The sequence below is a fragment of the Actinophytocola sp. KF-1 genome (assembly GCF_054661535.1).
The window spans coordinates 22,342-35,228 of sequence record NZ_BAAFVK010000013.1 but is presented as its reverse complement, the minus strand read 5'-3'; the positions used below and the strand labels follow the sequence as shown (position 1 = coordinate 35,228).

Sequence of the window (12,887 nt, the reverse complement as noted above, 5' to 3'; positions counted from 1 at the left end):
TTCCCTTGTGTCCCCGCGAGTCTCGCGCTCACACACCGCGAGTCGCGCTCTCGCGCATACCGAGTTGCGCATTTCGTGCCGATCTTGAGGTGCACGAAACCGACAACTCGGTGTGGTGGAGAGCGTGACTCGCGCTGTGTGAGGGCGTGACTCGCGGGGTCAGGTGTCCAGCGGGAGGCAGGTGCGGCAGAAGTCCTCGCCGAAGGGCGTCAGGTGGATGCTGCGCCGGATGGTTTTCGGGGCTCGGCCCGCTTTCGCCATGGCGGCCTGGACTTCCGGTTGGACCTCGACCACCTGGTAGCGCGACGGTTCGACCTCCTCGCGGGAGAACCACACCAGGCCGAGCCGGAAGAGGTTGTTCAGGTACGCGTTGGTGCGTTCCAGGTTCCGCACCCCGGCCTGCCGCCCGATCATCGACAGGCCGGCCTCGATCAGTTCCGAGCCGATCCCCAGTGGCCGGTTGGTCCGCACGTCGACCGTCGGTTGTGGACCCTCGCGGTACAGGAACCGCAGGACGCGGGCCTCGTCCGGGGTGAGTTCGCCCAGTATGCGTTCGAACGCCGGGTGTGTGTCCTCCACGAAGTGCACGTCCGAGGACCGGCGCAGCAGCTCGGCGCCGCGGGCGCGCAGCTCGTCGGTGGACGCGTTGTGCTCGACCGGCGCGGGCCGCACGCCCAGCACCGACTGGGCGGCGGACCGCAGCTCCGCGCCCAGGTCCTGCGCGATCTTCACCGGCGGCTCGCCTGCCGCGAGCCCGCGCACGACCCGCTGTCCGGTCTGGACGGTCGTGTGCACCACCCACTGCGCCGTCGACAGGCCCGCGTTCGCCGCGATGCGCAGCAGTCCCCATGAAGATGCCATCTCACACCCCGAAGATCGCCAGATGGATGAGCCCCGCGCCGACGCCGAGTACCCCGCCGTGCACGAACAACAACCACTCGTCCTGCTTGATCGCCGACCGCAGCAGCTCGTTGAACTCGTCGGACCGCAGCTGCCGCATCTGCCGCGCCACGAACGTTCTGATCTTGCCCGCCTGCTGCCTGCCGAACTCCGTGTCCCCGAACACCGACGCGAACTCGACGGCCTCGTGCGCCACCGCGTCGCGGATCCGGTCGTACCGCTCGGTGCCGATGCCGACCCGCACCGCCGACCGCGCGAACCCGACCGCGTCGTCCACCGCGGGCCGCAGGGACGTCTCCAGCATCTGCCGCGTGCGGTCGGAGCGCGGGCCGAACAGCAGCTCGTCGCCGATGTTCTTCATGTTGATGATGTCCTCGGAGATGATCTTCGCCATCACGTCGCTCACCTCCGGCTGCCGCCGCAGGAACAGCCCGTGGAACGTGAACGGGCCGACCCGCCTCGGGAACACCGGCTCGAAGATCAGCTTGATGCCGATCCAGTTCGCGACCCAGCCGATCACCGCGCCGCCGACCGGCAGCACCCACCAGTACGGGAACGCCTCCAGCAGGAACACCAGCCCGATGCCCGCGGGGAAACCGAAGTAGAAGCCGAAGTTCTGCATGAACCGCAGCTCCTTGCGGCCCACCTCGCGGAGCATGTCGTTCATCAGCTCCGGGTGCTCCTCGAAGTGCCGGATCACCAGCAGCTTCGCGTCGATGAGCTGCTCGATGTACTCGCCGAGCTGGTCGGTCAGCCCCCGCACGATCACCGGCAGCCGCTGCTGGATCCTGGCGTGCACGGCCGACTTGATCAGCGGCGGCAGGTCGTGCCACAGACGCGGGTGCTCGCGCTCCATGATCCGCTCGACCACGTCGCGGATCTCGCCGCGTGCGGTGGCCGCGATGTGGTCGGCGATCTTGTCCGGCTCGAACTCGCGGTAGAAGTCGCCGATGCTGCCCACCTTGAGCAGCGCCTTGTCGACGGAGATCGAGGCCATCTTGGACACCCGCGACGGGATGATGCCCTGCCAGCCGAACCGGCCGTCGTGCGTGATCGCGGGGATGACCTGCACGCGCCGCGGCAGGTAGGAGTACAGGAACCGCAGCCCCGGCAGCCGCACGCCGTGGAACCTCATCGGCTGGAACAGCATGATCACGCCGGTCCAGTTGGTGACGTAGCCGATGATCCCGGTGAACAGCGGCACGGAGATCAGGTGCGTGAGGAAGCGCGAGTCCGCCCAGTCGATCGCCAGAATCATCGTCGCCCCCTCGAAAGCTGATGATCCGCGATCATCGCGCACTGACTCAACCCGCGCCCAGCAGGATAAACGGCCGCCGCAGGGGGTCGACGACCGTCGCCTCGGCCAGCGCGCGGGCCGGGCGCACGCCCGACGCGACGCGCCGGTGGTAGTCGGTCATGGTGTCGGCGAGGTCGGCGGCCGGCTGGTTGGCGAGGCGGCGGTGGTAGTCGGTCATCGTCAGCGCGGCCGACCGGTGCCCCACCCGGTTCACCGCCGCGACCACGGTGCGCGACCCGCTCGCGAGCATCGCGCCGGCGAACCCGAGCGGCTCGTCACCGGGCCGGATGTGCGAGAGCGCCAGCTCGCAGGCGGCGAGCACGATGTGCGTCGGCGGCCTGCGCAGCCGTGCGACCTCGTGCGCGAGCAGCCCGCCGTCGTGCAGTTCGAGGCGGGAGAACATGGCGTTCGCGGCTTCGTGCGTGCCGTGCGCGGCGATGTGGACGAGCTTGGCGCCGTCCATCGCGGACAGCACCGCGTCGGTCGTCGCGTCGGCGCCCTGCAGCACGATCGCGTCCGGGTACACCTCGCACAGCTGGTCCAGCTCGGTCGCCGACGTCGGCAGGTCCGGCCCGCGCACCAGCACGACCGGCCCGTCCTCGGGCTTGACCTCCTCCGCGCTGACCCACGCGGTCGCCGACGGCGCCACCGACACCGCCCGGCCGCGCAGCGACGGCAGCGACTCCCACGGCACCGAGTACAGCCCGCCGAACGGGACGACGACCAGCTCGCGGTCCCCGATCAGCTCCCCGGGGATCCCGTCCGGGCCGAACAGCAGGTCGTCGAGCCGCTTGATCCGCCGCTCCGCCGACTGCGACACCGCCGCGACGAGCGGCGCCACCAGCTCGTCCGGCGCGAGCGCGTCCAGGTCGGCGTGCAGCTGGCGGGCGGTCTCCAGGATGTTCTCCTTGAGCCCGAGCCGGACCAGCCGGGTCCGCCCGCCTGCCACGACCACGGCCGCGAGGTCGTCGCCGGGGCCCGCGAAGCTGATCAGGGCCCGGTCGCCGAGGCGCTCGATGATCTCCGACGGCGCGGACACCGGCCGCGGCTTGCCCCAGTGCGACGTGTGCCAGCCCAGGCGGCTGACCTCCCGCTGCAGCGCGGCGGACCGGCGTTCGAGGTGCGCGACCGGCCTGCGTTCCAGTCGCGCCTGCTGCAGGGTGCGGAGCACGGTGCGCAGCTCGGCGACGGCGTTCGCCAGCTCCGGTTCGTCGATGGCGGGCAGCGGCTCGTAGCGGTACACCTGGGCGCGGGTCCGCTCCTGCCACGCCAGCAGGCGGCGGGCGTCGGCGTCGGTCCTGGCGCCGTCGAGCACGATGCCGATCGCGAGCCGCCCCAGCTCGATGCCGTGCACGGCGGTGCCGCACACCAGGTCGAGGCCGCCCATCCGGTCGCGGGCCGCGCCGAGCTCGTCGAAGCCGGCCTTGGCCTGCGCGAGCGCCTTGCGGTTCTCCCCGCGCGCGAGCGCGACCTCGGCACGGCACAGCCGCAGCAGCATCTTGTGGTCGATCGGGGTGATCTTCTTCGGCGGCGGCACCTGCGCCAGCAGCGCCTCGGCGTGGTCGACGTCGCCCGCCCGCACGTCGAAGCGGACGGTGAGCATGGTGGCCATCGCGGCCTCGTCGGTGAGGCCGACCGCGGCCAGCCGCTTGGCGAGCGTGGCCGCCCTGCCGCGCGCCATCCGGCCGCCGGGCGTCGCGAGCGCGTCGCTGGCCTCGGCACGCACCTTGGTGAGCGCGGCGACCTCGGCCCACGACTCGCTCTCCCGCTTGACGAACTTGCGCCGCGCGGACTCGGCGAGCGTCTTCGCGAGGGTGTGGTCACCCTGCAGCAGCGCGGCCGCGGCCCGCGTCAGCTCCGCCTCGGCGAGGTCCTGGCTGATCCGGTGCTCGCGGAGCTCGGGCAGCGCGTCGTCGAGGAAGCGGGCCGCCTCGTCGGCGACACCCGCGGCGAGCAGCGCCCGCGCGCGGTCGATCTGGGTGCGCGCGACCAGTCCCGGTGCGATGCGGCGGAACGCCCGTTCGGCGTGCTCGTAGTGCGCGAGCGCGCCGGGCACGTCCCCGACGAGCTGCGCGATGTCGCCCAGGTTGCTCTGGGCCTTGGCGTTGAGCCGTTCCCAGCCGTGTTCCTCGGCCAGCGCGATGCACCGCCGCATGTCGGCCTCGGCGGGGCCCGGCTTGCCGATGGAGATGTAGGCGAGGCCGCGGTTCATCAGCGTCCTGGCGAGCATCTCCGGGTCCGCGGCCTGCGTGTCCATGACCTGTTCGAGCAGGAGGATCGCCTGGTCGAAGCGGTCGAGTGCGGCCGCGGTGTGCCCGGTCCTGAGCAGGACGATCGCGTGCTGGTTCTCGGCGCGCCCCAGCAGCGCGACCCGTTGCGGGCTGTCCGGCAGGCCGATGACGAGATCACGTGCCGTGCCGAGGTGGATCAGACCGTCGCCGACGGCGCCGGTCTCGGCCTCCGCGAGCGCGAGCGTCAGCAGCACCCGCGTCCGCATGGTGACGACGTCGAGGCGCTCGGAGATCACCGGCAGTGTGCGCAACGCCTGGTGCAGCAACTTCACCGCGTCGGCGGGACGGGCCGCCGCGGCCACCTCGACTGCTCTGCGCTGCAACTGGTCGGCCGTCTCGAGCCGGCCGACCAGATCGCTGTCCACAGCGGCTATCGCGGAAGTCGGGCGCAAACGAGGCACATGCTCAATAGCAACACATCCCGGTGGGAAGTGGTGCCTCGGCCTCGGCTAGTTTTCGGTGCCCTTCGGCGCGGAGCCACCCTCGAAATGACCGGCCGGGCTGCTGCCGCCCTCGAAGTGACCGCTGGTGGTGTGCTCGGTCGAGTCGCACTCCTCGCAGGGCAGGAAGTCCTTCTCGCCAGGCTTGACCGTGGTGGTGTCGGTCATGGTGCTTGCTCCCCTCAAACAGGTTCTCCTGGTTGCTCACCAACAAAAGAGGCGTACAACCACGGTGAGATACAGGAGACTATCTGCCGATTGGGGGAGATGGGCTCTATTCGGGTTACAAATCAACCGTGGGGGTGACTACGGTGCGTGACTGCTCGGCGTTCATGCGTACAAGCAGCTGGGTAGTGCCCCTGGGGACCTCGGTGAGCACGAACCGGCCGCCCTCGTCCGCGGTGGTGACCGACGAGCCGTGGTCGGCGACGCGGACCTCGACGCCGTGCGCGCCCGCGGGCACGAGCCAGCCGTCGATGCGCTGACGCTCGCCCGTACGGGTGACGTTGACCATGACGGTCAGGTCGCCGACGAAGAACGTGATCGTGCCCGGCAGGCCGCCGCGCACCCCGGCCAGCGGCCGGTCGTCCGCCCACTGCGCGATCTCGAGCTGGACGTGGTGGTCGATGTCGTCGAGCGCCACGGCGAACTGGGCGCGCTCGACCAGGCCCGGCGGCGGTGGGTCCAGCTCGTCCACGAGCCGCGCCACTTCGGCCATCAGGTCGTCGTCAGTGTGGTTCGTTCTCATGATCCACTGTCCCCGTTGTACAGCGAGCGCAGGTTGTTCAGGCAGCGCCCTCGTGTCGGTCCGATACTCCCGTGCGGCATGTGCAGGGCCTCCGCTACCGCGCGGTACTCGGCTCGGCCTGCGATCACGGTCAGCCGCAGCAGCTCCTGGCAGCGCTGCGAAAGCTTGTGGAACGCGGACCACAGCTGGCGGTCCCGCTCGGTCCGGAGCACCTCGTGCTCCGGCGACGGATCGGACGTCGGCGTGCGCTCGGCCATCTCCTGGGACAGCTCCACCGTCCCGCCGGACCGGTGCTGCACCCGGTTGGCCTCGCGACGGGTGGTGGTGATCAGCCAGCCTGCGAGCGCACGAGGCTCGGTCAGCCGGTCGAGGTGCCGCAGCAGCGCGAGCCAGACCGTCTGGACCACGTCCTCCGCGGTCGTGCGGTCGAGGCCGCTGCCGCGGGCGACGTGCCACACCAACGGTGACAGGTCGGCGATCAGCGCGTCGAACGCCTCCTTGTCGCCGTCCCGCGCAGCCAGCATGCATGCCGCGTGCCGGTCCCGTCCCTCGAGCTCAGCCCAAGGTTTGACCATGCTTGCGGTCTGCAGTTCCGTCACCGCTTCCCACCCCGCTTCGAGGGTCGCTCTGCTCGTGGCACCCGCTTATGGTGCCAATCCGTCCCGATCCACGTCACCCCGTGTGGGGTCTTACGTTCAAGAGCGCCGGTAGGTGCCGTAGATACCGACCATTCGGGTGGTTCAGGCAGCTTTCGAGATCACGAACAGACACGCTCCGAGACCGACCAGGGTGCCGGCGAGCAGCGTGCCGCACCCGACGCCGACGATACCCCGGACCGAGCCGGAGCGGATGGCGAGCAGGTTCGCCACGAGCGCGCTGACCAGCACGGTCCCGGCGAAGATCGCGGTACCCGCCAGCACGCCGCCCGCCAGGCCGCTCGACCGCAGCGACGAGCCGAACACGATGGCGAGCAGGAAGACCAGGACGGCTCCCGCCAGCGCGAGCGCGGAGGCGAGCAGCACGAGCGCCCGCGCGGTGCCCGGCTGGGAGAACGTCCGCTTCTGCGTCACGCCCGCGGATTATTCCTCCGGTACCACCGCCCAGGCGACCAGGTAGAGGATCGCGCCGGTGCCGAAGCCGAGCAGCGTCGCGGCCACCAGCAGGATGCGGACCAGCGCCGCGTCCATGCCGAACATCTTGGCGATGCCACCGCACACCCCGGCGACCATGCGGTCGTTCCGGCTGCGGCGGAGCTTGATGGTTGTCGTGTTCATGACTCCAGAGTGGCCGCTGTGGCCGCCTCCGCCATCAGGGATCGCCCCTGACCGGACCCTGACGTTTACGCTCGGGGACGTGGTGACTTCCCCTGAAGAGCTGTCCTCGGCGCTCGAGTCGGTCGGGTACCTGCCGGACGAGGGCATCGCGACGGCCGCCTTCCTCGCCCAGCGGCTCGGCCGCCCGCTGTTCTGCGAGGGCGAGCCCGGCACCGGCAAGACGTCGCTCGCGGTGGCGCTCTCGCAGGCGCTGGACGTGCCGTTGATCAAGCTGCAGTGCCACGAGGGGATCGACTTCACCCAAGCGCTGTACGACTGGGACTTCCCCCGGCAGCTGCTGCACCTGCGTGCGCTCGAGGCGGCGTCCGGCGGTGCGCTCGACTCGGACCTCGCGGAGAAGTCGCTCTACTCGCGACGGTTCCTGCTGGCCAGGCCGCTGCTGCGGGCGCTGGAGGAGGCGCCGTGCGTGCTGCTCGTCGACGAGGTCGACCGCGCGGACGACGAGTTCGAGGCGTTCCTGCTGGAGATCCTCGGCGAGAACGCGGTGACCGTGCCGGAGCTGGGCGAGGTCCGCGCCACCGTGCCGCCGCTGGTGATCCTGACGTCGAACCGCACCCGCGAGGTGCACGACGCGCTGAAGCGGCGCTGCCTCTACCACTGGCTGGAGCACCCGGCGCTGGGCCGCGAGGTGGCGATCCTGCGGCGGCGGCTGCCCGGCCTGTCGGAACGGCTGGCCACGCAGGTGGCGTCCGCCGTGCGGCGGCTGCGGGAGCTGGAGCTGCTCAAGCCGCCCGGGGTGGCGGAGTCGCTGGACTGGGCGTCCGCGTTGACCGCGCTGGGGCGCACCGAACTGGACGCCGCGTCGGCCGCCGCCACGCTGGGCGCGGTGCTGAAGTACCGCGAGGACTCGCAGCGGGTCGTCGCCGTCGGGCTGGACGCGATCCTCGCCGGGTGAGCGGAATATTCGGTCGCGTTTCCCGTTGTGGTGGGCGATAGTTGTGCCCGGCATGCCACACCGGAGGAGGGCGACATGAGTACTGACCGCAGGGGGAGCGAGCAGTAGTCCTCGTCCCGACTCCCGGCAGTTGCCTGCGCGGTGGACCGGTCGCGGTGTCCACCTGGCGCGGCCACTGCGGCGGCCGTCCCGTCCGCCTTCAGTCTGATGTGGACGGCCGCCCTCCGACCACCCACCGGTTCCCCGCGCCCGGCCCGCTACCTGGCCATGGTCGCGGCGGGGGACCCACCCTGGCGCCGGCCGACCATCACACGGCCGGCGCCAGGTCGTCCACGTGGCGGCCGCACCCGGGCCCGCCGTGCCCTACGCCAGCACCGCCGCCCCGGCGGGCGGCCGCCGCGTGGACCTGCGTGCACAGGGCAGCCGCCCGCATGGGTACACAATGGCTGTGTGGACACCGCGGATCCCCTCACCGGTCTGGCCGGCTTCGCCGCCGCCCTGCGGGTGGCCGGGTTGCCCGCGGACGCCCAGCGCGTGCAGGCCTACCTCGCGGCCGTGGGGGAACTCGACATCGCGGATCCGGGTCAGCTGTACTGGGCGGGTCGGCTGACGCTCTGTGCCGAACCGGACGACCTGCCCCGTTACGACGAGGCCTTCGCCGCCTGGTTCACCGCCGGCGAACCGCGGCGGCGCAAGCCCGGTGCGACCAAGCCCAGGGTGGTGACCATGGCCGCGCTCACCGACACCACCGCGGGCGACGGGCAGGGCGAGCGGGACACCGAGGAGCTGAAGGTCGCCGCAAGCGACACGGAAGTGTTGCGGCACAGGGACATTTCCGAACTCACCGCCGTCGAGCGGGAGCACCTGCGTGAGCTGATGGCCACACTCCACCTCGCCCCGCCGCTGCGGCGGTCCATGCGCCTCCGTCCACACCGCACCGGCAGGCTCGACTCGGCGCGCATCCTGCGTGCCATGCGGGCGGCCGGTGGCGAGACCGTCCGCCTGCACCACAAGGACCGCACGCGACGGCCGCGCCGCGTGGTCCTGCTGCTCGACATCTCCGGGTCCATGGCGCCCTACGCCGACGCGCTGATGCGGTTCGCGCACGCCGTCGTGCGGGCCGCGCCCACCACGACCGAGGTGTTCACGGTCGGCACGCGGCTGACCCGGCTGTCGCGGCAGCTGCGCAAGCGGGACCCGCGGGAGGCGCTGTCCGCGGCATCACGGGCGGTGCCGGACTTTGCCGGGGGCACCCGGCTGGGTGAGACCGTTCGGGTGTTTCTCGATCGCTGGGGGCAGCGAGGGCTCGCGCGGCGGGCGGTGGTCGTGGTGTTCTCCGACGGCTGGGAACGCGGCGACGCGGCCCTGCTCGGTGAGCAGCTCGCCCGGCTGCGGCGGCTCGCGCACAAGGTGCTGTGGGTCAACCCGCACGCCGGCAGGGACGGGTACGCGCCCGTCCAGTCCGGCATCGCGGTGGCCATGCCGCACCTCGACCGGCTGCTGGCCGGCCACAGCCTTGCCACGCTCGAGGAACTACTTGTGGAGGTACGCCGTGCGTGACGTGCTCGACGAACTGTTGCGCCGCTACTCGGCGGGGGAGAAGGTCGCGCTCGGCACCGTGGTGGCGACGTTCTCCTCGGCGCCGCGCGCACCCGGCGCGGCGATGCTCGTCGCGGAGGACGGGACCGTGTCGGGCAGCGTGTCCGGCGGGTGCGTCGAGGGCGCGGTGTACGAGCTGGGCACGCAGGTGCTGCAGGACGGCACGCCGGTGCTGCAGCGCTACGGCGTGAGCGACGACGACGCGTTCGCGGTCGGCCTGACCTGCGGCGGGATCATCGACATCTACGTGGAGTCGATCTCCGCGCCCACGTTCCCGGAGTTCGCCGAGCTGGCCAAGTCGATCCAGTCCGAGGAGCCGGTGGCGCTCGCGACGATCGTGGCGCACCCGGACCCGTCCCGGATCGGGCGACACCTGGTCGTGTGGCCGGACCGGACCGCGGGCGACCTCGGCTCGTCCCGCGCGGAGGCGGCGGTCGCCGACGACGCGCGCGGCATGCTCGGCACGGGCCGCACCGGCACGCTGCACTACGGCGCGGAAGGCCAGCGCCGGGGCGAGGGCATGTCGGTGTTCGTGAACTCGTTCGAGCCGCCGCCGCGCATGCTGGTGTTCGGCGCCATCGACTTCGCGACCGCCATGGCCCGGCTGGGTTCGTACCTCGGGTATCGGGTGACCGTGTGCGACGCCCGGCCGATCTTCGCGACGAAGAGCCGCTTCCCGGACGCCGACGAGGTGGTCGTGAACTGGCCGCACCGGTACCTCGCCGCCGAGGTGGAGGCGGGGCGGATCGACCAGCGGACCGTGATCGCGGTGCTGACCCACGACCCGAAGTTCGACGTGCCGGTGCTGGAGGTCGCACTGCGCTGCGACGCGGGCTACATCGGCGCGATGGGCTCCCGCCGCACCCACGAGGACCGCATGGCGCGGCTGCGCGAGGCGGGCGTGACGGAGGCCGAGCTGGCGCGGCTGTCGTCGCCGATCGGCCTCGACCTGGGCGCCCGCACCCCGGAGGAGACAGCGGTCTCGATCGCGGCGGAGATCATCTCGCTGCGGTGGGGCGGCGCGGGCAAGCGGCTGACCGAGGTGAGCGGCCGGATCCACCGGGAGCCGTGAGGGCCGGGTTCGCGGCCCGGCCTGGCCTCCGGCCCCCTCGAACCACGCTACCCGTGACCACCGACAGTTCCGGGCCGTCGTGGGTGAGTTGTCCACAGGGTGTGGTCACGCGGGCACGGTGGCGTCCGGGACGTCCTCGATCCGGTAGTACACCGGCAGTCCGCGTTCCCGGGCGATGGCCACGTCCTGGTCCGCGCCCGTCGACTCGCCCGGCAGCCGCAGCACGGCGTCGCAGTGCCGGAGCAGGCGTTCCGCCGTCGGGTACATGATCCGCGCCGCCACCGGGTCGGTCACGCTGGTGCCGCCCGCGCCGCGCAGCACCGGCAGCGCCACCCACTCGCCGATCATCGGCACGTGTCCCGCCTGGAACAGCGGCCACGCCGCCTCCTCCAGTCTCGCGAGGTTCGCCGCCATCAACTCCGGGTCGTCGCCGGTGCCGGAGCGGTAGGGGCCTGCGATCAGAATGAGCATGACCCGAACATAACGTGCAACAATCGGAAAGAACAAGGAGGAACGTGCATGCTTGCTGCCGAGAGGCGTGATCTGCTGCTCGCCCGGCTCCGGACCGACGGCAAGGTGATCGCGAAGGAACTGGCCGCCGAGCTGGGGCTTTCCGAGGACAGCGTGCGCCGGGACCTGCGGGAGCTGGCCGCCGCCGGGCTGTGCCAGCGGGTCTACGGCGGCGCCCTGCCGGTCTCGCCCGCGGTCGCCGACTACGCGACCCGCACCGCCGTCAGCCTCGACAGCAAGGACCGCGTCGCCCGCCGTGCCGCCGAGCTGGTCCGGCCCGGCTCGACCGTGATCCTCGACGGCGGCACCACCGCGCTCGCGGTCACCAGGGCCCTGCCCGCCGACCTCGCGGCCACGGTCGTCACCCACAGCCCCACCGTCGCCGCCGCGCTCGTCGAGCACCCGACCGTAGAGGTCTTCCTCATCGGCGGCCGCCTGTTCAAGCACTCCGCGGTCACGTCCGGCGCCGCCGCGGCCGAGGCGGCGGAGCGCGTGCAGGCGGACCTGTTCCTCCTCGGCGTCACCGGCGTGCACCCCGAGGCCGGGCTCACCACCGCCGACGCGGACGAAGCCGCCATGAAACGCCTGCTCGCCCGCCGTGCGGCGGACACGTACGTGCTCGCCAGCGAGGAGAAGATCGGCGCGGCGTCACCGTTCGAGGTGCTGCCGTGGGACGCGGTGGCGGGCGTGATCACCGACGCGGACGTCGACCTGCCCGTCCCCGTCCTGCACGCCGGTTAGGGCACCGGCTCCGGTTCGATCGCGGGCCTGCCGCGCCTGCGCAGCCCGTCGAACGTCAGGACGGCCAGCGCGAGCCACACGATCCCGAAGCCCAGCCACCGCTCGGGCGGCATCTGCTCGTGGAACACCAGCACGCCGAACGTGAACTGCATGCTCGGCGTCAGGTACTGCAGCAACCCGATCACCGACAGCGGGATCCGCACGGCCGCCGCGCCGAACGCCAGCAGCGGCACCATCGTGACGAAACCGCCGCCGACGAGCAGCAGCGTGTGGCCGATCCCCAGCGACGTGAACGTGCCGTCCCCGGACGACTCCAGGAACACCACGTACGCCAGCGCGGGCAGCAGCGTCACGGTCGTCTCCACGGCCATCGACTCGACCGCGCCGACGTTCGCGAGCTTCTTGACCAGGCCGTACGTGGAGAAGCTGAACGCGAGCACCAGCGCGATCCACGGCACCTGCCCGTACCCGACGGCCAGCACCACGACCGCGGTCACGCCCAGCCCGACCGCCGTCCACTGCGCCTTGCGCAGCCGCTCCTTGAGCAGCACCACGCCCAGCAGCACCGACACGAGCGGGCCGATGAAGTACCCCAGTGCGGTCTCCACGACGTGCCCGTTGGTGACCCCCCAGATGTACGCGCCCCAGTTCGCCGAGATCAGCACCGCCGCCGCGGTGAGCAGGAGCAGCTGCCGCCGGTCGCGCAGGACGGCGCGGAACGACCCGAGCCGCCGCGTCCACAGCAGCACACCCGTGACGACCACGAGCGACCAGATCATCCGGTGCGCGAGCGTCTCCAGCGCGCCCGCCGACTTGAGCAGCGACCAGTAGAGCGGGAACAGGCCCCACAGCCCGTACGCGGTGACGCCGAAGGCGATGCCACGACGGTGCTCGATCTCCTGATCGGTGCGCTGACCAGCGACGGAAGGGGATGCCACCCCGAGATCCTAAGCTATGCGAACGATCGACTTCGAACGATAAAACGAGGATCACACGGCCCGTTTTTGCCGCCAGGTCCACTTTGGCGTTCCCGGACTTGTCCTCAGGTCCCGGCGGGGTG

At 71.6% G+C, this 12,887-nt stretch carries 14 protein-coding genes; 4 read left to right on the top strand and 10 right to left on the bottom strand.

Features of this window, described 5'->3' with window-relative positions; all coding sequences use genetic code 11:
- Positions 1 to 159: 159 nt before the first annotated feature.
- From ACYQ77_RS33690 to ACYQ77_RS33655, 8 genes are all read right to left on the bottom strand, one after another.
- Entirely contained in the window at positions 160 to 861 is a 702-nt protein-coding gene (locus ACYQ77_RS33690) for a DUF4393 domain-containing protein (protein ID WP_459718662.1), read from the bottom strand.
- 1 nt (position 862) lies between these two features.
- The gene (locus tag ACYQ77_RS33685; protein WP_459718659.1) at positions 863 to 2,158 is read right to left on the bottom strand and encodes a hypothetical protein; all 1,296 of its coding nucleotides are present in this window, start codon (positions 2,156 to 2,158) and stop codon (positions 863 to 865) included.
- Between the two features lie 46 nt (positions 2,159 to 2,204).
- Positions 2,205 to 4,853, bottom strand: coding sequence for a CHAT domain-containing protein (locus ACYQ77_RS33680; protein ID WP_459718657.1), 2,649 nt, complete (start codon positions 4,851 to 4,853; stop codon positions 2,205 to 2,207).
- 84 nt (positions 4,854 to 4,937) lie between these two features.
- Entirely contained in the window at positions 4,938 to 5,096 is a 159-nt protein-coding gene (locus ACYQ77_RS33675) for a hypothetical protein (RefSeq protein WP_459718655.1), read from the bottom strand.
- A gap of 115 nt (positions 5,097 to 5,211) precedes the next feature.
- Complete coding sequence (locus ACYQ77_RS33670; RefSeq protein ID WP_459718652.1) at positions 5,212 to 5,676, bottom strand: carboxypeptidase regulatory-like domain-containing protein; 465 nt, start codon at positions 5,674 to 5,676, stop codon at positions 5,212 to 5,214.
- Positions 5,673 to 6,275, bottom strand: a complete 603-nt coding sequence (locus ACYQ77_RS33665) for an RNA polymerase sigma factor (protein ID WP_459718649.1) — start codon at positions 6,273 to 6,275, stop codon at positions 5,673 to 5,675. The genes ACYQ77_RS33670 and ACYQ77_RS33665 overlap by 4 nt, the downstream gene beginning before the upstream one ends.
- Positions 6,276 to 6,416: 141 nt before the next feature.
- The gene (locus ACYQ77_RS33660; RefSeq protein ID WP_459718646.1) at positions 6,417 to 6,746 is read right to left on the bottom strand and encodes a hypothetical protein; all 330 of its coding nucleotides are present in this window, start codon (positions 6,744 to 6,746) and stop codon (positions 6,417 to 6,419) included.
- 9 nt (positions 6,747 to 6,755) lie between these two features.
- Positions 6,756 to 6,950: a PspC domain-containing protein gene (locus ACYQ77_RS33655; RefSeq protein ID WP_459718643.1), complete on the bottom strand. Its 195-nt coding sequence runs from the start codon at positions 6,948 to 6,950 to the stop codon at positions 6,756 to 6,758.
- Between the two features lie 79 nt (positions 6,951 to 7,029).
- On the opposite strand from ACYQ77_RS33655, the gene ACYQ77_RS33650 reads away from it, so the two are divergent.
- From ACYQ77_RS33650 to ACYQ77_RS33640, 3 genes are all read left to right on the top strand, one after another.
- Complete coding sequence (locus tag ACYQ77_RS33650) at positions 7,030 to 7,905, top strand: AAA family ATPase (RefSeq protein WP_459718640.1); 876 nt, start codon at positions 7,030 to 7,032, stop codon at positions 7,903 to 7,905.
- Positions 7,906 to 8,355: 450 nt separating this feature from the next.
- Entirely contained in the window at positions 8,356 to 9,465 is a 1,110-nt protein-coding gene (locus tag ACYQ77_RS33645; protein ID WP_459718637.1) for a vWA domain-containing protein, read from the top strand.
- Complete coding sequence (locus ACYQ77_RS33640) at positions 9,458 to 10,576, top strand: XdhC family protein (protein WP_459718634.1); 1,119 nt, start codon at positions 9,458 to 9,460, stop codon at positions 10,574 to 10,576. The genes ACYQ77_RS33645 and ACYQ77_RS33640 overlap by 8 nt, the downstream gene beginning before the upstream one ends.
- Before the next feature lie 105 nt (positions 10,577 to 10,681).
- Here the strand turns inward: ACYQ77_RS33640 and ACYQ77_RS33635 are convergent, their stop codons facing one another.
- Positions 10,682 to 11,047 carry a DUF4406 domain-containing protein gene (locus ACYQ77_RS33635; RefSeq protein ID WP_459718631.1) on the bottom strand — a complete coding sequence of 122 codons (366 nt, stop codon included), beginning with the start codon at positions 11,045 to 11,047 and terminating at the stop codon, positions 10,682 to 10,684.
- Positions 11,048 to 11,095: 48 nt separating this feature from the next.
- On the opposite strand from ACYQ77_RS33635, the gene ACYQ77_RS33630 reads away from it, so the two are divergent.
- The gene (locus ACYQ77_RS33630; RefSeq protein WP_459718628.1) at positions 11,096 to 11,827 is read left to right on the top strand and encodes a DeoR/GlpR family DNA-binding transcription regulator; all 732 of its coding nucleotides are present in this window, start codon (positions 11,096 to 11,098) and stop codon (positions 11,825 to 11,827) included.
- Here the strand turns inward: ACYQ77_RS33630 and rarD are convergent.
- A complete protein-coding gene (gene rarD / locus ACYQ77_RS33625; RefSeq protein ID WP_459718625.1) occupies positions 11,824 to 12,765 on the bottom strand; it encodes an EamA family transporter RarD in 942 nt (313 codons plus the stop codon). The two genes, ACYQ77_RS33630 and rarD, sit on opposite strands and share 4 nt — an antisense overlap.
- Between the last annotated feature and the right edge of the window lie 122 nt (positions 12,766 to 12,887).

Coding starts and splice junctions, on each gene's coding strand:
- ACYQ77_RS33630 (WP_459718628.1), top strand. CDS start 11,096: ATGCTTGCTGCCGAGAGGCGTGATCTGCTGCTCGCCCGGCTCCGGACC.
- ACYQ77_RS33635 (WP_459718631.1), bottom strand. CDS start 11,047: ATGCTCATTCTGATCGCAGGCCCCTACCGCTCCGGCACCGGCGACGAC.
- ACYQ77_RS33675 (WP_459718655.1), bottom strand. CDS start 5,096: ATGACCGACACCACCACGGTCAAGCCTGGCGAGAAGGACTTCCTGCCC.
- ACYQ77_RS33655 (WP_459718643.1), bottom strand. CDS start 6,950: ATGAACACGACAACCATCAAGCTCCGCCGCAGCCGGAACGACCGCATG.
- ACYQ77_RS33685 (WP_459718659.1), bottom strand. CDS start 2,158: ATGATTCTGGCGATCGACTGGGCGGACTCGCGCTTCCTCACGCACCTG.
- ACYQ77_RS33670 (WP_459718652.1), bottom strand. CDS start 5,676: ATGAGAACGAACCACACTGACGACGACCTGATGGCCGAAGTGGCGCGG.
- ACYQ77_RS33690 (WP_459718662.1), bottom strand. CDS start 861: ATGGCATCTTCATGGGGACTGCTGCGCATCGCGGCGAACGCGGGCCTG.